The organism is Pedobacter sp. GW821-FHT01D05 (assembly GCF_059422505.1).
Window position 1 is genome coordinate 23408 of record NZ_JBWKXA010000005.1, and the last position, 23984, is coordinate 47391.

Genomic DNA, 23984 nt, shown 5'->3' on the forward strand with positions numbered 1-23984 from the left:
GGTATAACACTTTGCAACCGCCCTACATTTACTCAAGGAAAAAATATTTTTTATTTCAGTGATAAAGGGCTGCAAAAAAGAAAAATCTCTGATTGTTAAAACGGCCGAACAATAAGCAACACTACGAGCGCACCATTGCGAATGAGGTATTGCCTGATCGAACGGATAGCCTTGACCATCTGACTGTTGATTGTCGCATCCTTTAGCCCGAGTTCCTCGGCAGCCTGTTTATAAGAATACCCCTGCCCATGGCATAGTTCATAGATTTTTCTGCGCTGTGAAGGCAGCAGTTCAATGGCCCGCGAGATAAATGCTTTTGTTTGCATGTGCTCGCTATAGGCCAGGCCATCTTCACACTTATCAAAGGCATGCCTTGCAATCTCATCGGTAATTATGGTCTCTCTGGCTGCTTTACGGATTACGTTGAGCGATAAATTCCTGGCTATGGTAAATAGATAGCCCTGAAGTGATAATTTGGGATCCAGATGAGCAGAATTTTCCCATAACCTGACAAAAACTTCCTGTGTGAGGTCTTCGGCAAGCACTGGAGATTTAAGGATCTTTAAAGAAAAACTGTAAATATGATTTACATGCAATTGATAGATAAAGGAAAATGCTTCTTCACTTCCTGTTTTAAGCTTTAGCAACAACTCTTCCTCTGAATCTTTGACAACATGCATGGTCTACAAAATTAGTAGATTTAAATTAAAAACATAACAGCTTAAAGTTGCTATCAAAATTAAAAATTTCGGGGTCAAATCAGGCTTATCTATACCTTTTTTACATTTTGATTTCAGTGCTGGTCGGAACACACAGATTTGTTTAGTTGGGTGCATCAAAGCTGGCCTTCACTATTGTTGCGATCAGTGGCATTTTGTTCTATTAAGTTATATTGTGGATGATGAATACGATTCACCTCAAATTACGTAAAATCGTTCTATTATTACCCACTTTTGTATCACTTGCCAACACTTATTTAACTGAACTTTGTCAATGAATTTTATATCAATATTAAACAGATAACAATGGCAAAGACAATTTTTATAACCGGGGCATCCCGAGGCCTCGGCCGCATATGGGCAGAAGCATTTTTGAAACGGGGCGATCAGGTGGTGGTTGCAGTAAGAAACCCGCAAGCTTTAACTGAACTTTCAAAAGAGTATGCTTCAACACTGCTCGCTTTGACGCTCGATGTTACCGATAAGGCTGCATGCTTTGAGGCTGTCGCAAAAGCTAAAGACCATTTTGGCACCATCGACGTGCTCATTAATAACGCAGGCTATGGCCACACCGGTGCTATAGAAGAGTTAGAAGAGCAGGAAATACGTACACAATTCGACACCAATGTTTATGGTTTACTATGGGTAACCCAAGCAGTTATCCCGGTTATGCGCGAACAAAAATCAGGTCATATCATTCAGGTATCCAGCGCATTGGGTCTGCTCGCTTTTCCTACTTTGGGACTATACAGTGCTTCCAAGTTTGCTGTTGAAGGTATTAGTGAGGCCCTGGCTGCTGAAGTTAGCGGCTTCGGTATCAAAGTTAGCATACTGGAACCAAACGGTTTCATGACCGATTTTGCCACAACCTCCGGGATGCAAAGCAAACCATTGGCTTTTTATGATGAAGTAAGAGATGGACTTGCTGCTGGTAACAAAGCAGAAGACTGGGGAGTGCCTGAGGCAACTGCGGAGGCCGTGCTGAAATTGGTTGATGCGGAAAATCCTCCGTTAAGACTGATCTTGGGCAGGGTTGGTATCCAGTGGATAAAACATGTTTATGGCCAACGGATGCAAACCTGGGAAGAATGGCAGGACGTGTCTGCTGCTGCCCAGGGAAATTAATGTTATATTAGCAGTATCTGTTTATACAGGTACTGTTTTTCTTTTAAAAGAATATGAATCACTTCGATAAAATAAGCAGTTTCAGTAACGCCATCGGCATAAAAGCACCTGAGCATCCGCTTTTTAGCATTTCCTTCGGGAACAAAGACGAGTGCGGAGGTGACAATATAGAATTCTCTGCCAATTTTTACATCGTTTCTTTCCAGCAGCTGGAATCGGGAGACATTAAGCATGGCAGAACAAAGTTCGACCATGACCGGGGCAAATTATTGTTCATTAAACCCCAGCAGACAGTAACGTTTAAAAATATCAAGTTAAGAGATGAATGTTTTCTGATATTGATCCATGAAGATTTCCTGGCGGGTACTGCGCTGCATCATGAAATTAAAAAATATGGTTATTTCGACTATGAGACCAATGAGGCCTTGTACCTTTCGCCCAGCGAGGAGGCAATGATCTGGAACCTGGTCACCACAATGGATAAAGAATACCGCAATAATACTGACGACTTTACCAAAACGATCTTACTTAGCCATTTGGATACACTACTGAAGTACGCACAACGTTTTTACAAACGGCAATTTACTAACCGTGCCGAATTAACAGGAACCGTAACGACTAAATTTCATGAGCTGCTTCAATCTTATTTCGAAACAAAAAAGACCCAAGAATCGGGCCTTCCCACAGTGACTTTCATGGCAGAGCGATTAAATTTTTCATCCCGGTACCTGAGCGATGTACTTAAACAGGAAACAGGAAAAACTGCCCTTGAACTTATCCATCTTTATATCATTAACGAAGCAAAGAATTTACTAAAGGAGGGAAAGATGAATATTGCGGAGATCTCCCATTCGCTGGGCTTTGAGAACCCTACGTACTTTTCCAGACTATTTAAAAAAGAAGCCGGAGTTTCGCCAAATTATTTTAGAGATCAATATTTAAATTAAGCGCATTATTTTTTGACCGATTGAATAGGCTCTGCACTGATAACTAAAGCACATAAAGCGCTGATCTTTATGGACTTATTTCAATTTTTGAATCTTCAAATCCTAAATACATCTCGCTATATCAGCATCGTGGTTTTGTGCTTGTCGGGGAAATTCAATCAGGTAACTCACCTATTTAATGGCCCATATTAAGAAAAGCACAACAAATCAACAGCATTTTTTATTTTACTGCATTTGAACCAAAAGAACCCTAAAACAAAAAAGGCTTTCTTTACCATAAAGAAAGCCTTTGCCAGCAGAATATCCGCTTAACTTAAGATAATCTGGTAATTTACGTTTACTCTTTTCGGATAATTGCTTTCCTCGTTGTTTAAGGAAACAAATGCCGCATTGCCATGAACTTCATTTTTCAATGCATGTTCATAATGCGATTGGATAGTTTCTTGATAATCGTGCTGAAGGTTTTTCGTTGTTTCGGCTAAAAGATTTCTATCATTCAGGTTTTCTGGCAATAATGTAATATCGCAGTTTCCGTCACTGATTTCTTTGACTAAGTATTTCATTTTTGGCTTTTAAATCTTCGTTTCCTGTTTTATAAATAAGATTTCGAGAACGGTCAAAAATATGGTAAGTCTTTATTTTGTATGTAATCTAAAAGTTAATTTTTTACTTAAAATGATGTAGTAATTTTAATGCAGGTTACATTACTATCGCTACATCATTTTAATTTCATTGCGATTGGCATGATTACGGACCTGCCTATATTTTTTCCCATTTAATACAGACACCTTTAAAACTAACCGTTGTGCTTTCGTCAAAATAGATCGAAACCTTTTAGCCCTGCCCTTGTTAATCAAATACAAGTTATTTATTTACAATATGTTAAATACTATCACAATAACCTGATGGAGAACGAGAAAATGAAAAAGATATTAGTGGTAGATGATAATGAGGAAATACTGGAGGTTATAGAATTAATTTTAAGACTGGAAGGTTATCAGGTAAGCGGACTAATGGATGCAAGTTATTTTAACCAGCGGATTAGCGAATTTAAACCCGATTTAATTTTACTGGATGTAATGTTAGGTGCCCTGGATGGAAGAGATCTTTGTAATCTACTCAAAGCAGACCAGTTAACCCTGCACATACCGGTGATTATGATTTCGGCCAGTCATAATTTAAGCGATATACAAGGCATTATTTGTCACCCTAACGATTTCATCGCCAAACCATTTGATATCGTCAACCTCATTAATAAAGTAAGTGCACAGCTTGCTGCCTAAACATTGCTAAGGCTTTGCGTTAAAATAGTTACTTAAGAACACACTCTGAAACTTAATGGCATTGGCCCAGTAATCCCAGTTGTGTACACCAGGTCTGGTGGTAAAATCGTGAGGGATATTGTTGTATAAGAGCTCATCGTGCAAACGTACATTCATTTTATAGAAAAAATCTTCGGTACCACATTCAATCGCAATAGCTAGCGATCCGGGTTTAATGCGGTAAATCATATCAATCACGGTGTTCTGTTTCCACCGTTCAGGAAATTCATCCTGCGCGCCCAATCTTTTCGAAATATTCCATCCATTTGGAAAAGGTTTAATATCTACGCCCCCGCTCATGCTGCCTACGGCACCATAAACATCCTGGTGTTTAATAGCCAGGTATAGTGCACCATGGCCGCCCATACTCAAACCGGTAATGGCCCTACCCTTTTTTTCGGCTATGGTTTTATAGTGTTCATCAATATAGCTTACCAACTCTTTAGCCACATAGGTTTCATACTTCCATTCGGGATCTACCGGACTATCGAAATACCAACTGGTTACGTTACCATCAGGGCACACAATAATAAACTGGTACTGATCAGCCAGGTTTTTAATCCCTGGCACTTTTTTGGCCCATTCGGCATAGTTACCGCCCGCCCCATGAAGCAGGTAAACCACCGGAAAAGTTTTTCCAGTTTTATAGCTATCGGGCTTAATTACCACTGCTTTAATATTTTTGTTCATCGATCTGCTAAAGGTTAAAGCGGTATCTACTTCCGCAGCGCTCAAAACATGGCTAAACAAAAACAAACAGATGGCGATTAAAAAGCTATTTTTCATAGGGAGTTTTTAATTATTATAATAATATGGTTCTAAATTTATAAAATAACCGCATATTGTTTGCTATTTCTGCGAATTGATACCAAAAAATAATTATGTCGTGCTCCTCTATTCCTTAAACAGCTAAAAACTTTAAAACAATTTTGTTACCTTTTGGTTGTTGAACGATGAACCCATCTAAAAATGCTTAAAACCTACCCATTTTACATCAAAGCTCCTGTAATTCTTTTAGGATTAGTAATTACAGTATTTATGATGAGTGTGCTGAGAGATATTCTTGTGCCACTTGCTTTCGCTGCGCTAATTGCGATATTACTTAACCCACTTACCAATCGTTTTGAAAGAAAAATGCCCAAAATAGTAAGCATTATGCTCGCTATGGTTATCGGTATTGTTGTCGTAATTGCTATACTCTATTTTCTATCCTCGCAGGTTGCCCACTTTTTCGACGATCTGGAAAGCATTAAACATAAATTATCGCAACTGTTGGAAGAAATTAGAACCTGGCTACAAACTACTTTTGGTATCTCCTCTCAAAAACAGATGCAAATGGTTAACGATGCTGCAAATGGAAGTAAAGCTTTAATTGGCCAAACCTTAAGTGGCTTAATGGGTGTGCTCAGTGTCGTTTTTTTAATCCCTGTTTATACTTTTCTGATCTTGCTGTATAAAACATTGATCCTTAATTTTATTTATGAAGTGTTTTCGGAGGAAAACAAACAAAAAGTTGCCGAGATTTTAAGTGAAACGAAAGCAGCAATACAAAGTTATATCATCGGTTTATTGATCGAAACTTCAATTGTTGCGGTGATGAACTCTGCGGCCCTGCTGATCCTCGGTGTACAAAATGCCATTTTAATTGGTGTTATAGGAGCAATACTGAACCTGCTACCCTACATTGGCGGTATTATTGCCATAGCCTTACCTGTGTTAATGGCGACTTTAACCATGGATGGTTTTACCACCCAATTATTAATTATAGGTGCTTATGCACTCATCCAGTTTATCGATAACAATATCCTTGTACCGCGCATTGTTTCGAGCAAGGTGCAGATCAATGCACTTATTTCTATCGTAATTGTATTAATGGGTGCTGCACTTTGGGGTGTACCCGGAATGTTCCTTTCTATTCCATTTATTGCGGTACTGAAAATCATCTTTGATCGGATTGATGGACTTAAACCCTGGGGGAAATTGCTGGGCGATAATATCCCAACTGAACATATGGGGCAGGTGAAGAGATTTAGGAGGAAGAAAACCGTGGCTACTGGTAATTAATACTCCTTTTATTTATTTGAAAACGGACATTCAGTAATTCTTCGGGAACAGCAGCCCCGTTATTCGCTATAGCTCCGATGAAACCTGTGAAACAAGCAAGCACACCATAAAAAGGCAAAAAATAGTGCTTAAATCGGAGGCTGTCGCTGCTACCAGGTTTAGAAACAAAGGTTAGTGCAGGTAAGCACCCAGCCGATCATCTGAATACAGGCCCTACCACCTAGACCCTATTGGAGTGAACACGAAGCCGTAGGCAAAGTAAAACGGAAAGCGAGAACAAGCATTAATAGTCGCACCAAATTGCGCTCCTAATAATGAACCAGATAATGTCTTTAAATTACCCTTCGACTCCGCTCAGGGTGACAACTGCCTGGTTTGTCGCCCATCACTGAAGTAAAATATTGCTGAAAATGCACATCAATTGTAAATTTTATTACTTTTGGTCTACGCTAATCAACATGAAACTAACCTCTTTTCTTTGCCTGACACTACTGTTTACGGCACTATTTTTCAAAGGCTTTGCTCAAAACAAGTTACAATCATCGTCGTTTATCACTTTTAACGGTTACAGCCATACCGCAGCAGAAAAATTAGGAAAAAGCGAACTGGTAACCGTTGCTTTTTTAGGCGGGTCGATTACCAATATGGAAGGCTGGCGTGGATTGGTAAGTAACTATTTAGCCAAAACTTATCCGCAAACAAAATTCAGGTTCATTAACGCGGGTATTCCGTCATTGGGCAGTTTACCACATGCGTTCCGCCTTCAGCGCGATGTACTCGACAGTGGAAAAATTGACCTGCTATTTGTAGAGTCAGCCGTTAATGATCATGTTAATAAAACCGCCGAACAAACCCAGCGCCGTGCTTTAGAAGGCATTATCAGACATACTTTAAGCAAGAACCCGAAAACGGATATCGTAATGATGGCTTTTGCAGATGAAGATAAAAATGATGATTTTAATAAAGGTAAAATCCCAACTGAAGTAAAAGTACACAGCGATTTGGCTGAATATTATCACTTGCCATTTATAAACCTGGCTTTAGAAGTAGATAAACGTATGGCCAATGGCGAATTTACCTGGGCGGCCGATTTTAAAGACCTGCATCCATCACCATTTGGTCAGCAACTTTATTTCAACACCATTAAAACTTATCTGGAAGAAAACCAGAAAAATGCCAATAAAAAAGCTTCGATAGGTTTTCCTAAAATCATTGATAAATTTGCCTACACCAAAGGACAATACCTTAGCATTAATAGCACCGAAAACTTAAATACTTTTAACATCAATAAAAATTGGAAGCCAACTGACGGGCTGGAAGGAAGACCTGGTTTTGTTAATATTCCAGTGCTCGAAAGCAATACCAGGAACAGTACTTTTGATCTGATTTTTAAAGGAAACACCATAGGGATTGCTATTTTATCAGGCCCAGATGCGGGTGCACTCCATTACCGCATAGATGACGGAGAAGAAAAAATGATCGATCTGTACACCCAATGGAGTTCAAGCCTGCATTTGCCATGGTACCTGCTACTGGGCGATCAGCTCACTAACGGAACGCATAAATTAAGTGTACGAATCAGCGATCAGCACAACTCAAAATCGACAGGTTATGCCTGTCGCATTGCTTACTTTTTAGTAAACTCGAATTGATCCTTTAATTTATTTGCTGGTCTGGGTTTGCAATCCAGATCTATTTAACTGCAGATTTACTATCTGTATATCAATCAACATATTTATCATAATTAATCGTTTTAGTTTATTAACCAAAACAATTTTAACATTCATTTGCTTATTAAAAAAACTCCTTAATGAAAAACTTAAAATTTATTATCCCAGCGCTCTTAGTATTGTTTTCTGCCTGCAGCGAGGCCACCAGAAACACCGAAAGTAGTAAAAGCGAAAGCATGCCTCAAACTACTGCTGATAAAACCGATTCACTTGAGGTTAAAATGAAAATAAATGGCAATGTAGCTGTCGGCGATCCATTGTTGTTAAGGTTTGTAGTGCACAACAATACCGATAGTGTAAAAAGTTTCTGTATCTGGCATACGCCATTCGAACCTTTAATGAGCAGTTATTTAAGCATTACCAACGAAAAAGGAGAAGAAGCCCAGTACAAAGGCGCAATGGCTAAAAGAGTAATGCCACCTCCTGCATCGAGTTATTCGAAGGTAAACCCTGGTGATAGTCTGGTTGCAAATGCCGATTTACTTAAAGCCTACGACCTAAAAAAAGGATCGAGCTATAAAGCAGTTTACACGGGCGGAAACATGAGCGGCTTAATATCTAGAGACACAGTTACCTTTATTTATACGGAACTGCACTAGCATTCAACCCCGGGTTAAATAACAAAAATATTCGCTAATTTTTTAGTCATTCGGCTTAATTGGTTGTATGGAGATGCACACAGGTAATTTTAATTAATTACCTGTGTGCATTCTTTTTATCTGTGGTTAACCGTTTCTCTAATTGTAAAGCTGAACTAAACAATAGTGGCATACTACCCCTTATTTTGTCGCATTTACTCTTTTTGAGTTGTTAAAGTTCCTATAACTTTATTAAAAAATAAACACCTTAAAACATGGAAAATAAAACATCAATCACCGTAGAAACAACAGTAAATGCACCAGTAGAAAAAGTTTGGGAATTTTGGAATAATCCGGATCACATTACTAAATGGGCCTTTGCATCACCAGATTGGCATACCCCTTATTCAGAAAACGATTTAAAGGTTGGCGGTAAATTTAAAAGCACTATGGCGGCAAAAGATGGCAGCATGAGTTTTGATTTCGGCGGAACCTATACCACGGTTGATCAGCATAAAAAAATCGAATACACCATGGAAGACGGCAGAACAGTAAGCATTATTTTTGATGCACTGAGCGAACAAACCAGAGTAACCGAAACTTTCGATGCCGAATCTACCAATCCGATCGAAATGCAACGTGGTGGCTGGCAGGCCATTCTGGATAATTTTAAAAGTTATACTGAGGAATCATAAACACCTTTTTAATAACATCTTGTGAGATAACAAGTCTATCAACAGGCTATCACTGACAGATCTCTTAAGAAAGGTCGTCATTGCGAGAAGGAACGAAGCAATCTTTCCAGCTAGCCATCCTTGCTAGAAAGATTGCTTTGTCGGCTGAAAAGGCCTCCTCGCAATGACGATTCCTCGTCGCCACATAGCAAAAAAATCCGCTGTCTCTAATATTCATTTTTGTGATACAGCCTCTTCTTATTTCTAGCGGCAGAAACTGTCCATTTTTACGCCTTAAGTAACAATTCGATTATTATTTGATTCGCATAATTTTTGATTTGAACCGAATACTTTGATATAGCGATCATCATTTACATTTGCCGTGTAAATTATACACTATGTCTCGTATATCTTTATTTTATTTTTCGTTATTATTCTCTATCAGTCTATCCATCGGCGTAAGTGCACAAACGCTTAGCCTTAAACAAGCTGTTAATACTGCATTAAACAATTACGGTACCATAAAGGCCAAAGATAATTATGCCAATGCATCAAAATCATCTATCCAGCAGGCCAAAAGAGAGTATCTACCAAACTTCAGCTTAAGTGCCCAACAAGATTATGGCACCATTAACGGCCAAAACGGACCGCAATATGGACTTGGAGGTTTGGGAACGGCCTCATCTGGTCCATCTCTAGACAAACAAAACTGGAATGCCGCATTCGGTGGGCTCTATCTGGCCAATGTAAACTGGGATTTCTTCACCTTTGGAAAAATAAGAGAACGCATTAAAATTGCCGATGCTTCTTACCAAAGAGACAAAAATGATCTGGAACAGGAAAAATTCCAGCAGGAAATCCGTGTTTCTGCCGCTTATTTAAATCTGCTGGCTGCACAAAGGTTAAGCAAATCGCAACAGAAAAATCTCGATCGCGCTGTTACCTTTAAAAATACGGCCGTAATCAGGGCTAAAAACGGATTAATTGCAGGAGTAGATTCTTCTTTCGCAAAAGCCGAAGTTTCCAATGCCAAAATTGCGTTAACAAAAGCTAAAGATTTAGAGCAGGAACAGGCTAACCGTTTGGGGGTGTTAATGGGTTTAACCGCAACCTCATACGAATTAGATACTGCCTCAATTACGCGTATCCCTGGCAATCTGCTCGAAGATACAACAATCAAAAGCTCTCATCCGCTGTTAAAATTTTATCAAAACCGGGTAGATGTTAGCCAGCAACAGGTTAATTATTTCAAAAAATTATACTACCCCACGTTTAGCTTATTCGGTGTAATGCAGGGCCGAGGTTCGGGTTTCAGCCCAGGTTATGCCTTGGATCAGGCTGCTTATACTACCAGCTATGCCGATGGTATAAATCCTACCCGCGGAAACTATTTGATTGGCATAGGAATGACCTGGAATCTATCAACCCTTCTTAAAAACCGTCCGCAGGTACGTGCACAGGAATACATTAGCCAGGGTTTAAAAGAAGAATACAATCTTGTTGATCAACAACTAAAAGCACAATTGGCACTTGCAGAAACTAAGCTAACCAACGCTTTGGCCAATTACAGAGAAGCGCCTATTCAAGTAAAAGCAGCATCTGATGCTTATTTGCAAAAAAGTACACTCTACAAGAACGGACTTACCACTTTAGTAGATCTTACACAGGCGCTGTTTACGTTAAACCGTGCCGAAACAGATCGGGATATTGCCTTTACCAATGTTTGGCAGGCCTTATTGCTAAAATCAGCAGCACTTGGCAATTACGACATATTTATCAACGAATTTTAATCTGGCTACATAAATGAATTTAATACGTTTCGCACTCCGCAAGCCCATATCCATCTTAGTTTTAGTAGCTGGACTGTTCTTTTTCGGTATTGGAGCCATCAATCAGATCAAGGTTGATATTCTTCCGCAGATGAACCTTCCGGTAATTTATATTGCGCACCCCTTTGGTGGTTACACACCCGACCAAATGGAAGCTTATTTTGGTAAACAGTACGTTAATATCCTGCTTTTTGCAAACGGTATCAAAAGTATCGAAACCAAAAATACACAAGGTTTAATGTTAATGAAGCTAACCTATTACGAGGGCACCAACATGGCCCAGGCAGCTGCAGAGCTAAGTGCGCTATCTACAAGGGCACAGGCTATTTTCCCGCCAGGTTCGCAACCACCGTTCGTGATCCGTTTTGATGCTTCATCGCTTCCTGTTGGACAATTGGTATTAAGCAGCCCTATCCGCACCAACAACGAATTGCAGGATCTGGCCAATACGTATGTGCGCCCTAGTTTTTCAGCTATACCAGGTTTGCTTTCTCCTGCCCCTTTTGGAGGTAGTCCGAGAACGATAGAAATCAATGTAAATCCGTCACTTTTGCGTTCACACAACCTAACGGTAGACCAAGTGGTTGAAGCCATCAGGCTAAATAACCAGACCGCACCTTCAGGAAATGTGAGGATAGGCGATAAAAACTATATCACACCAACCAATTATACCATTAAAAAGGTTAAAGATTTTGAAAACATTCCCTTATTTAAGGGCAGCGTGCAAAACTTGCAGCTCCGCGATGTAGCAACGGTTAAAGATGGAGCCGATTTAGTAGCTGGTTATGCTTTAATCAACGGTAAACGCTCGGTATACTTAAGTATCGCTAAATCTGGAGATGCTTCTACCTGGGATGTGGTTAAAAACTTAAAGAAAAACCTGCCGAACATCCAAAATACCTTGCCAGAAGATGTTAAGCTTTCTTATGAGTTCGATCAGTCTGTTTATGTAATCAACGCCGTAAAAAGTCTGATCAGTGAAGGTGCAATCGGTGCGATATTGACAGGTTTGATGGTTTTACTTTTCCTGGGCGATAAACGTGCGGCATTGATTGTAATCCTCACCATTCCAACGTCTATAATTGCTGGTGTTTTGTTCCTGAAATTATTCGGACAAACGATCAACATTATGACACTGAGTGGATTGGCTTTAGCGATTGGTATTCTGGTAGATGAATCAACCGTAACGATAGAAAACATCCACCAGCATTTTGATATGGGCAAACCCAAGGCCCTGGCCATTTGGGATGCCTGTAAGGAAATCGCTTTCCCTAAACTGTTAATCCTGTTTTGTATCCTTGCTGTATTTGCACCGGCCTTTACCATGACAGGGATTCCAGGAGCATTATTCTTACCCTTGGCATTGGCAATCGGCTTTTCGATGGTGGTTTCCTTCCTGTTATCACAAACTTTCGTACCCATTATGGCCAATTGGCTAATGGTTGCACACCCTAAAAAAGGCAGTGAACATCACCCGGGCATTACACAAGATGAGGCTGATTTTGCAGCAACCGGCATTACACTCGAATCGGAGAAAGATACCTTGAATCAAAAAAGAGTACTGGTTGAACGTGAAGACTTTAGTGGCAATGGCAAAATTGGGTTCTTTGATCGGTTCCGGAACCGTTTTATGCGTTTCCTTGATCGGATATTGCCTTACCGAAAAGCTGTCGTTTTGATTTATTTGATCGTAATTATCGGTTTAGCCGCCATGTTACTGGCTAATATTGGCCGCGATGTTTTACCAAGAGTTAACTCAAGTCAGTTTCAGTTGCGTTTACGTGCGCCTGATGGAACACGTTTAGAACGTACCGAAGAAAAAGCGAATGTGGTTTTGGCTGAGCTCAAAAAAATGGTTGGCGAAGAACATATGGGTATATCATCCGTTTATGTTGGTCAGCACCCTGCCCAGTTTTCGGTAAACCCCATCTACCAGTTTATGGCAGGTCCGCATGAGGCTGTTTTCCAGGTGAGTTTAAAAGACTTCGAAGAAGATATGGATGATTTTAAAGATCAGTTCAGGGAGAAAATCAAAAAAGTTCTGCCTGATGTTAAACTTTCTTTCGAGCCGATAGAGCTAACGGATAAGGTATTGAGCCAAGGTTCTCCTACCCCTGTTGAAGTGCGTATTGCAGGCAAAAACAAAAAGCTGAATGAAAAATATGCCAATAAAATCCTCGCAGAATTGAAGGAAATCCCTTACATGCGCGATGTTCAGCTCGCACAGCCTATTAAATATCCATCGTTAAATATCGATATCGACAGGACCCGTGCAGCACAGATTGGGGTGGATATGGCCGATATTTCGAGATCATTAATTGCTTCAACTTCATCATCGCGTTATACGGATAAAAACATCTGGTTAGATGAAAAATCGGCTTTGCCTTATAGTGTTCAGGTTCAGGTACCGCTGAATCAAATGACCAGTAAGGATGATATTGGCGAAATTCCGTTATTAAAAAATTCGGCACGACCAGTTTTGAGTGATGTGGCGAAAATTACTGCCGATACCACGGCCGGCGAAAACGATAATATTGGTGCTATGCCTTTCCTATCGGTAACCGCAAACCTTTACCATACCGATCTGGGCGCAGCATCAAAAGATGTAGAAAAAGCTATTAAAAACGTTGGTGAACTGCCAAGGGGATTAAATGTTACCGCCATCGGTTTAAGTAAAGTGTTAACCGATACTTTAGACAGCCTACAATCTGGCTTATTTGTGGCTATTGTGGTAATTTTCTTGATGCTGGCCGCTAATTTCCAGTCTTTTAAAGTTCCATTGGTTATTTTAGCCACTGTACCAGCAGTTATTTTAGGCTCGTTATTGTTATTAACCATTACCGGATCAACCTTAAACCTGCAATCGTATATGGGGATTATCATGTCGGTCGGTGTATCTATCGCCAATGCGGTATTGCTCATCACCAATGCAGAGCAACTAAGAAAACACAATGGCAATGCGCTCGAATCGGCACGCGAAGCCGCAGCATTACGTTTACGTCCAATTATTATGACGAGTATTGCGATGATTGCGGGTATGTTGCCAATGGCCATCGGTCATGGTGAAGGTGGTGGAGCAGTTTCGCCCCTGGGCAGAGCTGTTATTGGTGGCTTATTAGCCTCAACATTCGCCGTACTCATTATATTGCCATTGGTATTTGCATGGGTTCAGGGAAAACAGACTACCGATTCAATGTCGCTTGATCCGGAAGACGAAGAAAGCATCCATTACATTAAAGGTTTACAAGAAAACGAATAAATCATCATCATCAATGAATACGAAGATATTTTCAGCAGGATTATTAAGTACAGGATTTTTGGTACTAACGGCCATGTATGGCTGTGGGCACTCCGAATCGAAAGTAACACCCAAGAAAGAAAAAGAAGCAGCTATAGCCACCTTCGATCTTAAAAAAGAAAAGCTATCTACCAAACTGAGTTTGCCGGGCGAATTAATTGCTTTGCAACAAGTTGATCTGTACGCCAAAGTAAGCAGCTTTGTAAAAACCCTAAAAGTTGATATCGGCTCAGAAGTAAGCAAAGGTCAATTATTGATGACTTTGGAAGCACCTGAAATGACCTCCCAACTGGCTGCAACACAGTCGCGGATAAAAGCACAGGAGGCGATTTATACTGCAAGCAAAGCCAACTATAACCGTTTATATGAAACCAGTAAAACCCCTGGAACGATCTCTACAAACGATTTAGACCAGGCTTTGGCGAAAAAAAATGCAGACCTTGCACAACTCGAAGCAGCAAAAGCGGCTTACAAAGAAGTGGGTTCAGTTCAGGATTATTTAACCATCAGGGCACCTTTCAGTGGCATTATTTCAGCAAGGAACGTGAATTTAGGCGCCTATGTTGGTCCAACAGGCAAAGGTTCTGATTTACCTTTATTTACTTTACAGGATCAGAAAAACCTGCGTTTGGCCGTTTCCATTCCAGAAGTTTATACCGGCTATTTAAAAGCTGGTGATGAGATTAGTTTTACGGTTAAATCTTTGCCTAGCCAGACCTTTAAGGCTAAAGTGAAACGTTTATCGGGCGCTTTAGATTTACGCTTACGTTCTGAACGCATTGAAATGGATGTACCAAATGCTTCGAAGGTTTTATTACCGGGCATGGTTGCTGAAGTGAACATTCCGCTTCCGGCCAATGCCAGTACCTTTATTATTTCCAAAAAAGCTTTATTGGATACCAGCGAAGGATTATTCGTGTTAAAAGTGGCCGATAACAAAGCGGTTAAAGTAGGCGTAAAAAAAGGCCGCGAAACCGACGATAAAGTAGAAGTTTTCGGCGATTTAGCAGAAGGTGACAAATTAGTGGCAGAACCGACCGAGGAAATGCACGAAGGAATGACGATTAAACCATAACTTTACCTGTATTAAGCACTTAAAATATGTTATCAAAAAATCAAGAGCTTTCTACCCTTCAAAAAAAGGAAACATTAGAGGATTTTTACAATAAATTAAAAATCACAAGGCCTGAAATCCCAACGCCAAGCTTAGGGATGATCAATGATATCGGGCACTTTAATGTTTTCAACCGGACTACTGTTTGCAGCAACGTACCATCTGTTTTTAGCCGCAGAGATTTCTATAAGATTTCGTTGATCATAGGCAATGGGATTTTGCATTACCCTGATGCACAGATTGAAATTAAAGGACGGGCATTACTATTTACCAATCCGAATATTCCATATTCTTGGGAAAGTACTTCGCCAAAACCTGCTGGTTTCTTCTGTTTGTTTACCGAGAATTTTATCCATAACCGTAACGAAACCCTCCGCGATTCTTTATTGTGGCGGATTAATGATAGCCCGGTAATCCACATTAACGAAGAACAGGAGGTAATCTTAACCGATATCTTTACTAAAATGATGAAAGAAATGGATGGAGATTATATCCATAAATACGACCTGTTAAGAAACTATGTGCAGCTTATTGTTCACGAAGCACTAAAGGTTAAACCTCAGGATGTTGTTTTTAAACAGAATAATGCATCCGCACGTTTAACTTCCTTGTTTATCGAATTATTGGAAAGGCAGTTCCCAATTGGCTCTACAGAGCATATTTTGGAGTTGAAAACAGCCCATGATTTCGCCTTCCGCCTGTTGGTGCATGTAAATCACTTAAACCATGCGGTAAAAGAAGTAACAGGCAAAACTACTTCTGAGCACATTTCGAGAAGGATAGCAACCGAAGCGGTGGCCTTACTAAAACATACCGAATGGAATATCGCACAGATTGCTTATTGCCTGGGTTTCGAATACCCGGCAAATTTTAACATATTTTTTAAACGTCAGATGCAATGTACCCCAAAAGGTTTTAGAGCAAATTGATCATAATCGTATTAAACCTAGTCGTTTAAATATCCGAAGCGCCAATCCTGAAATGAGGAAATGGCGCTTTTTTATTGACAAAAACTAAATGGTCCATCATCTCCGGTAATTTCGTCATTTCGACTGAAGCCAACCAGTTCTTCACCGGTAGCGGAATGGAGAAATCTATCAAATTAGATTTAGCTTCACTAAGCACTTCGTGGTTCTCAACTATACTGCGCTCCGTTCGAAATGACGAAACTAGGGGAAACAGGCTTAATAGCGAATTGTAGCATAGAAAAATCGTCATTTCGAACAAGCGTAACGAACCTGGAATCCATGGAGAGGGTCGTCACCCTGAACTTGTTTCAGGGTCTTATGAATAATGATTTTCAAAATAGATGCAGATCCCGATATAATAGAATCAGGACATCAGGACGCACCTTTGAATGAGAATCTCCTGTATTAGCAATTCCTTTTAATCTACCACAGCTACGTGATCGCCTTTATCGGCATCCAATACATATCCATAAGGATCAATGGCTATTTTTTTTGGTTTACGGCCAACAATAATTGAAAGTTTGGTTTTACGCTGGTTAATTTGAAGCTTCTGGGCGTATAAGGCTTTAGTATCAGGTCCCCAATCTGTTTTCAACTGATCAAAACAGGCCACATCCACCTCAAGATCAGGCAATTGTTTGTTGCTACCACTTAACCTTTCTGCATCAATTTCAAGATCAATTTTAAATTTTCCGCTACTCTGCTTTTTACAATTGATCACTTTAATACCCAAATCATATGTAACCACCTCATTAAAACAATCGGTGATAAACTTTTTATGCTTAGGCAAAGCTTCCTTTAAAATCGCATTAACCAGATCCCTTGCTGTAGCTTTTGGTTTCGGGTTTTCATGATCGGTAATAAGCTGACTTAATATTGTATTGAATTTCTGCTCCCCTAATAACTCCTTTACCGCATACATCGTTAATCCTCCTTTTTGGTAATGTACATAAGGCTGATCTAAAGTTTTGGCCAAGGGTAGCTCCTTTTCGTTATTATTCCGGTTTAAAAAGTAGAGGTTATTATCGTAAGCCAAATATTTCCTCAAATACATTTTGCCAAAAGCCTTTTCTATCAGCACATTTTCGGTGTATTTAGCCAGCGATTCGGTGAGCATGGCATAACCTGCACCATCTGCAGGAGCCAATATATTTGCCCACCATTGGTGTGCAGTTTCGTGTGCAGTGATGGCATAACTTTGATCAATAGCACCTTTCTGACTATAATTTCCCAGGAAATTAATGTTCTCTGCACTGAAAACTACTCCGGGGTAAGCTGTTGCAGCACCTTTATATTGAGGAATCTCGGCAATAGTTAATTGTTTAAATGGATATTTAACAAAATTCATATTACCATACTCCAAGGCATCTTTTACGCCTCTAAATATACTTTTCAAGTTATACTCTTGTCCTGGTTGATAATAGATACTTAAATCTATCCCCTTATACTTTTCCTTTTTTACCGCATATTTTGCACTACTTAAGGCAAACATAAAATTTATCGGAGTAGAAGTATTGTACTTAAAATACCTTCGGTTATTGGCCATCCAGTTTTTTTGCAATTCACTAACGGTAATCACCTGCTGATCTACATCCGTAGAAATGACCGTTTCTAAATCGATCAGTTCATAAGTATTGTTAAAATTAGGCTTGCTGGCTATTTCGGCTAAACCTGCTTTTTTCCTGGCCCGTTTATCTTCAGTCTCAAAGTTATAGCAATAACCAAATTGAGGTACAATTTTCTCCAGTTCAATATAGGTCCCATTTTTTACAATCGAGTTTTCGCTATTAAAGGGAATAAATCCAGAGCGGATTACATCAATTGAAAAATTCATCATTATTTCTTCGTTAGGGTGCAATGGTACTTTTAAAGTGATAAACTGTTGATTAAATACTTCATCTCTTTCGCTTTTTTCACTTCCTTTAATGGTTATAGAAAATGAATTTACAGCAGGGCTTACATAGGTCCATATTTTGGCAATAGGCAATTTTGATTCATTTTTTAGGCGATATGTACCTTTAATGGTATATTTTCCTTCGTTAGGATATAAATCTACATTGGTTTTAACAGCTTTAATTACTGGTTGGGGCAGGCCTGCCAGCGCTTTATATTTCTGCTCGTAAGCCAGGCTCCAATCTAACCGCTCCTGTTTATTTTTATATTTACCGGCGATATTGGTTTGATGATAAATAAATGCCCCACAGAAAACCCACATTAGCAATGCTAAAACCGTAATCCATTTATATTGTTTAAAAGCCAAACCTACTAACGCGAATCTCGCTTTAGTCTTAATTTCAACCGAACGCTGCCACAGCCCAATGGTTAAAACTGCAACAACTATTACAAAAGCCGACCAATACAGCATGTACCAGTTAAATGCGCTGGCATAATATCCAAAACCGTTAAAATAAGAATGTAATAAATCAGGTACTGTTGCAAATCGGAAAAGATAATGTTCAAGACCGAAGCGCTCCGCATATGAGATTAAGAAAACGACTACCATACTCAGTAACATGCCGAGATATTTGTTCGCACTCAAATTCTGGATAAAAATTATAAGTACCACAAAAAGCAACAAAGGGAATGCACTGTAATAGTACAACGATAAATATAGGGGCAATTCGATCTGAAAATAGCCATGAGTAAGCTGCAGAACAATACCAATCCCAATATTTAAAGTGACGAGGATGAAAACCAGCGCAAAAAGACTCAGGGTTTTTGCCATCCATAAAGCTGAATTCTGAACAGGTGTACTGTAAATCAACGAATGAATATTTACTGCTTTTTCTCTGCTTATGGCTTCTGCTGCGTAAAAAATAATCAGGATCAGTCCGAATTTTATTGAACGTATTTCTTCGATGATAATGCCTGTTGCCGGATAGCTATGAATACCATAAACACCACTGAATAGCTCATCTTTTAACTCTACCCCGAATATAAAAACCCACAACAAGAGCATTACCATAATAGGGATGTTTTTAAACAGGAATATCATTTCGAGTTTAAGCTGCGCGAAAAACGTGTTCACATGATAACGAAAGCCATTTGACAATACGGCTAAAGCACGATAAGGGATTAATTTAATCTGTTCTACTTTGATTGCTTTAATTTTTACCTGTCGCTGTTGCTGCAAGCGGAAATTGAATAAACGATAGGTTATCAGCATTAGCAAAGCAGTAAAACCAAGCCACAGCAGCCTGTTGAGTAAAAATGCGCCGTCTAACGGGAATAATTGTTGATTGCGCTGTAGATCGGTCCAGGTTCTGGTTTCGCCAAAAAACGAGGCTAATGCAAAAGGATCTAAAAGTATAGGTAAAATATGGGGACTACTTGCTTTCATTGTTGAGGTGGCCAGCAATGGCGAATTGCCAAATATCGAAGCAAGCATATACAAAATGTAAATCAACACACCTACCACATAAATTGCCCTTACATTTTTGGTTAATATGGCAGTACAGAATAAAATACCTGCAGCGAACAGCACATTAGGTAATGCAAAAACTAAAAGTGGCTGTAAAAAATAAGTGATACAAAACACACCTAACCGATCGGCATCGATAAAGAAAGTGCCAACGTAAATACCCAAGGCCACCAGCACGAGTAAACTAAAAGCTGAAATGATGAGGCCTAAAAACCTTACGGCAAAATAAGGGAGTTTTTTGATCGAAGTAGTAAAAACAACTGCTTCCATTTTATGCATACTGTCCCTCAGCACCACATTAGCACTAAATAAGGTGCCAGAAAAGATAGAGAAAAGCGAAAGCAGGGCGATGATGTTGGTGATGACATATGGCGAATTTTTATGCACGTCTTCCGAGCCAAACCCACCTTGTACCGCACAGAAATACCCGAGAATAAAAAATAAAAGAGCGGCCACTTTGAACGATATCTGCCCGAAATGGTATTTCAGTTCAAATTTTAGTAAATCTATAATCATAACCTAGCCTCCGGATTTTGATTGGCAGAGCCGAATAATGAAGAAAAATATACCTCTTCCAAACTGGGATAAACCGCTTCGAAACCTGGTACAGGACATTCATCAGCCAGCACGAAAATGTGAAGCTTACCCAAAATAATTTTCGTAGAAATTACATTAAAAACGGATGAATATTGTGCCAGATCTGCCTTATCGATTACCCTTCGCCAGATTTTTCCATCTAACTTTTGGGTTAAGTCTGAAGGTTTGCCTTGTAAAATCAACTTCCCATTGGCCATCACGGCCATTTCAGCACAAAGGTCGTTCACATCCTCTACAATGTGAGTGGATAAGATAACCACACGGTTGGCACCAATTTCACTTAACAGATCATGGAACCTGTTCCTTTCCTGCGGATCAAGACCTGCGGTGGGCTCATCAACAATAATTAACTGTGGGTTGCCCAGTAAAGCTTGCGCAATGCCGAAACGCTGTCGCATACCACCAGAAAAGGTGCTAACAGACCTTTTTCTTACTTCAAATAAATTGGTCTGTTGCAGAAGAGAAGTCACTTGTTCTTTTCTTTCATTTTTATGCTGCAGGCCTTTTAACACAGCCAGGTGGTTTAACAGATCAAGCGCTGAAATTTTAGGATATACACCAAAATCCTGCGGCAAATAACCAAGATTATTCCGCATTTCCTGCGGATTTTGCAGCACATCATTTCCATCAAAATGAACCTGACCGGCGTCTGGCAGCTGTAAGGTTGCAAGTGTGCGCATAAGCGACGATTTGCCTGCGCCATTTGGCCCCAATAAGCCAAACATACCGTTAGCGATATTTAATGTAACCTCATCAAGGGCCTTTACCCCGTTTTGATAAGATTTTGTAAGTTGCTGTATTTTAAGCCGTACCATATTAATTAATATAAGATGGACGCAAATTAGACAGGCAAAACCACAGCAGATAATTTAAGTGACCAAGGCATTTAAAATGATGATGAAAGTATTAAATAGGGTTAAAATTCCTTTCATCATCAAAAACGTGCCTTTCATCAAAATGGATCGTCATCCGATAGCTATCCGATGACGATTCTCGCAGCCTATCACCGCAAAAAAGCTCCTCTTTCATCTATTTTGATTTTTTACACAATAAATTATCCCTCAGGATGACATCTTTTTTAAACGTTCCTCAAAATAAAACTATAAATGGTCTGTGGAGACACAGACCATGGAACTAAACGACGTTCATCATCAAAAACGTGCCTTTCATCATCTAAATTTTATGTGAACTTCAAACTTTCATAACTTTAAAGATTATTGAAAGCTTAGTCACGCTGATATTGTCAGGCTGAGCGGAGTCGAAGCCCTCATACAATTAGATCAATCAAAAAAGATTGTCCTTCGACTAAGCTCTCCACAGGAGTCCTTTGGACAGGGTGACATCTTTTTAAATAATATTATCCTATTTAACAAAATGCTCAGTACAAAAAATTTCAGCTACAACTATAAATACCAGGATTTTTTCATATTTGTTGGCCTTTTGTTGTGGATAGCCATTTTTAACACCTACAACTTAACTACCAATATTTGGTTTACCTATGCCAGCTGTATTTTGGCTTTGGGTTTCTGTTTGCTCCCTGTACTTATTTTTTCTTTTGTTAAAACCAGATTAAAAAACACCTTAAATAAAAAGCAATATGTTGTTTACTGGTGCACTTGCTTCTTCATCCTGCTTCCGCTTTTTACCGACATTGCATTTTACCTGCAAATTGCGAAGCTTGACAATGCTGTTTTTATTTCAACAGCTTTGGCGGCAGTCGCCCTCGAAATCATGTTGATTGCCAATCAGTATTACCAGAAAAAAGTGCAGCACATTAAATGGATCAAAAAAATCGGTCTGGAAAATGCCGTCCTCATTACCATCATTCTACTCGCTGCAACCATTTCGGTAATGGCCGTTTCGAGTTTAGATAATCCGATTTACCAAAGAAAGGGTTTCCGTTTGGTTGGTTTCGAATTCGACAGTAAACTGTTGTTGTTCAATTTTGGGACATTTTTAAGCTTCTTTTCACAATTCCTGATCATGTATTTATGCGGATACCTGCTTTTTCTGATCAATAGCCGTTTACTCGTATCTAAAATCCTTAAAGAGAAGGGTTTGTTCATTTACCTTTTAACACTTTCGGCCATCATTGCTGTTCTTTATCCCTTATTGGCCCAATTGTTAATTTCGCTGCCCATTAACACGGTTTTTGGCAGGAGTATATTCGTACCCAATCCTTTCGAATTGGAAAATGCTTTCGGTGCCTTTGCCATCATGCTCATCAGTTTGCCGGTGGTTTTGGCGTTGCAATGGGGGAAACAGAACAATAGAATTCTCTCTTTAGAAAAGGAAAAATCGCAAACTGAACTCGATTTACTAAAACAACAGCTTAACCCACATTTTTTCTTTAATACGCTTAACAACCTTTATGCATTAAGCTTGCAAAAATCGGATAAAACACCGGAAAGTATTTTGCAACTATCAGAACTGATGCGTTATACGATTTACAAAGGGCAGGAAAAAACAGTTAAACTTTTGCAGGAGTTAAATTATATTGATGATTACATTCAATTGCAACAAATCCGTTTACAAAAAAACTTAAATTTTGAATTTAATAAACAAGTTAAAAATGATCAGGTAGATATTGCGCCCCTCTTACTAATCGTGCTTATCGAAAATGCATTTAAACATGGTATAGAACCTGCGGATGATACTGCCAGTTTGAAACTATCATTAATCAGCAATAATACCACGCTTATTTTCAATTGCGAGAACTCCTTCGACCCTGAAGAAGTAAAGGGAATTAAAGGAATTGGGATTGATAATTTGAGAAAAAGACTCGAATTGCTTTATCCTAACCGTTATACATTGGAAATTACCACCATTGCTAATATCTTTAAGGCAGAACTCAAACTCCAGTTAACATGAGCTTACGTTGCTTAATAGTAGATGATGAACCTCTTGCACACGGTGTAATAACCGAGTATGCGAAAGATATTCCCTTTATTAACATAGTTGGTGATTGTTACCGGGCTACAGCGGCCCTAGATTTTTTGAATAAACAGCAGGTGGATTTAATTTTCCTGGATATTCGGATGCCAAAACTAAACGGCCTGGATTTTTTGAGAACCTTACCGCATAAACCGCTTGTAATTATTACCTCGGCATACGAAGAATACGCTTTAGAGAGTTTTGATCTGGCCGTTTGCGATTACCTGTTAAAACCCTTCCGGTTCGACCGTTTTTTAAAAGCCGTTAACCGGGCGCTGGAATTGTACAACCTTAAAAAACAAACTGCTGGCCCTATTGAAATCGAAAAAGCAGAGACCAAAAGCGATGGGCAAATCTCCATTAAAGCAGACAAAAAGCACATCCTGGTAAAAACCGAAGAAATACAATATTTAGAAAGCCTGGGTAATTATGTTAAGGTTTGGAAAAACGGTGATTTTCTACTAACGCCCAGAACATTGGCCAGTTTTGAAGATCAGTTACCAGCCGATTATTTTATCCGGATCCATAAATCTTTTATTCTCAACAAAAAATACGTAGATTATTTAGAAGGTAACACCATTGTGCTCAAAAACGGTCAGGAGGTTCCTATCGGTAAAAATTATAAGGGCACAATTAAACAATTGCTTAATATTGGAGACTAGCG

Annotated in this window: 18 protein-coding genes; 13 read left to right on the plus strand and 5 right to left on the minus strand. The window is 39.3% G+C overall.

Features of this window, described 5'->3' with window-relative positions; translation table 11 throughout:
* Positions 1-95: 95 nt before the first annotated feature.
* Positions 96-680: an RNA polymerase sigma factor gene (locus AC07VK_RS17540; protein ID WP_492955218.1), complete on the minus strand. Its 585-nt coding sequence runs from the start codon at positions 678-680 to the stop codon at positions 96-98.
* A 345-nt stretch (positions 681-1025) separates the two neighbouring features.
* Here AC07VK_RS17540 and AC07VK_RS17545 point away from each other — a divergent pair, with 345 nt between their 5' ends.
* The gene (locus AC07VK_RS17545; RefSeq protein WP_492955217.1) at positions 1026-1844 is read left to right on the plus strand and encodes an SDR family NAD(P)-dependent oxidoreductase; all 819 of its coding nucleotides are present in this window, start codon (positions 1026-1028) and stop codon (positions 1842-1844) included.
* Positions 1845-1897: 53 nt separating this feature from the next.
* Positions 1898-2791, plus strand: a complete 894-nt coding sequence (locus AC07VK_RS17550) for a helix-turn-helix domain-containing protein (RefSeq protein WP_492962081.1) — start codon at positions 1898-1900, stop codon at positions 2789-2791.
* 308 nt (positions 2792-3099) lie between these two features.
* Here AC07VK_RS17550 and AC07VK_RS17555 read toward each other — a convergent pair whose 3' ends face one another.
* Positions 3100-3354, minus strand: coding sequence for a hypothetical protein (locus tag AC07VK_RS17555; RefSeq protein WP_116251214.1), 255 nt, complete (start codon positions 3352-3354; stop codon positions 3100-3102).
* A 342-nt stretch (positions 3355-3696) separates the two neighbouring features.
* Here AC07VK_RS17555 and AC07VK_RS17560 point away from each other — a divergent pair, with 342 nt between their 5' ends.
* A complete protein-coding gene (locus AC07VK_RS17560; protein ID WP_494939810.1) occupies positions 3697-4074 on the plus strand; it encodes a response regulator in 378 nt (125 codons plus the stop codon).
* 6 nt (positions 4075-4080) lie between these two features.
* Here AC07VK_RS17560 and AC07VK_RS17565 read toward each other — a convergent pair whose 3' ends face one another.
* Entirely contained in the window at positions 4081-4899 is an 819-nt protein-coding gene (locus tag AC07VK_RS17565) for an alpha/beta hydrolase (protein WP_492962085.1), read from the minus strand.
* Between the two features lie 183 nt (positions 4900-5082).
* Between AC07VK_RS17565 and AC07VK_RS17570 the strand changes: the two genes are divergently transcribed.
* From AC07VK_RS17570 to AC07VK_RS17605, 8 genes are all read left to right on the plus strand, one after another.
* Complete coding sequence (locus AC07VK_RS17570; RefSeq protein ID WP_492962087.1) at positions 5083-6177, plus strand: AI-2E family transporter; 1095 nt, start codon at positions 5083-5085, stop codon at positions 6175-6177.
* 458 nt (positions 6178-6635) lie between these two features.
* Positions 6636-7829, plus strand: coding sequence for an SGNH/GDSL hydrolase family protein (locus AC07VK_RS17575; protein ID WP_492962089.1), 1194 nt, complete (start codon positions 6636-6638; stop codon positions 7827-7829).
* Positions 7830-7987: 158 nt separating this feature from the next.
* The gene (locus AC07VK_RS17580) at positions 7988-8506 is read left to right on the plus strand and encodes a protease (protein ID WP_492955211.1); all 519 of its coding nucleotides are present in this window, start codon (positions 7988-7990) and stop codon (positions 8504-8506) included.
* Positions 8507-8760: 254 nt separating this feature from the next.
* Positions 8761-9180, plus strand: a complete 420-nt coding sequence (locus tag AC07VK_RS17585) for an SRPBCC family protein (protein WP_057933008.1) — start codon at positions 8761-8763, stop codon at positions 9178-9180.
* Between the two features lie 377 nt (positions 9181-9557).
* Complete coding sequence (locus AC07VK_RS17590; RefSeq protein ID WP_492962091.1) at positions 9558-10949, plus strand: TolC family protein; 1392 nt, start codon at positions 9558-9560, stop codon at positions 10947-10949.
* A 13-nt stretch (positions 10950-10962) separates the two neighbouring features.
* Entirely contained in the window at positions 10963-14247 is a 3285-nt protein-coding gene (locus AC07VK_RS17595) for an efflux RND transporter permease subunit (RefSeq protein WP_492962093.1), read from the plus strand.
* A gap of 13 nt (positions 14248-14260) precedes the next feature.
* The gene (locus tag AC07VK_RS17600) at positions 14261-15361 is read left to right on the plus strand and encodes an efflux RND transporter periplasmic adaptor subunit (RefSeq protein ID WP_492962095.1); all 1101 of its coding nucleotides are present in this window, start codon (positions 14261-14263) and stop codon (positions 15359-15361) included.
* A 26-nt stretch (positions 15362-15387) separates the two neighbouring features.
* Entirely contained in the window at positions 15388-16329 is a 942-nt protein-coding gene (locus AC07VK_RS17605; protein ID WP_029276941.1) for a helix-turn-helix domain-containing protein, read from the plus strand.
* Positions 16330-16786: 457 nt separating this feature from the next.
* Here the strand turns inward: AC07VK_RS17605 and AC07VK_RS17610 are convergent, their stop codons facing one another.
* On the minus strand, positions 16787-20305 hold the full coding sequence (locus tag AC07VK_RS17610; RefSeq protein ID WP_492962098.1) for a M1 family aminopeptidase: 3519 nt from the start codon (positions 20303-20305) through the stop codon (positions 16787-16789).
* Positions 20302-21201 carry an ABC transporter ATP-binding protein gene (locus tag AC07VK_RS17615; RefSeq protein ID WP_492962100.1) on the minus strand — a complete coding sequence of 300 codons (900 nt, stop codon included), beginning with the start codon at positions 21199-21201 and terminating at the stop codon, positions 20302-20304. The genes AC07VK_RS17610 and AC07VK_RS17615 overlap by 4 nt, the downstream gene beginning before the upstream one ends.
* A 559-nt stretch (positions 21202-21760) precedes the next feature.
* On the opposite strand from AC07VK_RS17615, the gene AC07VK_RS17620 reads away from it, so the two are divergent.
* A complete protein-coding gene (locus tag AC07VK_RS17620; RefSeq protein WP_492962102.1) occupies positions 21761-23257 on the plus strand; it encodes a sensor histidine kinase in 1497 nt (498 codons plus the stop codon).
* Complete coding sequence (locus AC07VK_RS17625) at positions 23254-23982, plus strand: LytR/AlgR family response regulator transcription factor (RefSeq protein WP_492962104.1); 729 nt, start codon at positions 23254-23256, stop codon at positions 23980-23982. Before AC07VK_RS17620 ends, AC07VK_RS17625 begins: the two co-directional genes overlap by 4 nt.
* Positions 23983-23984: the final 2 nt, after the last annotated feature.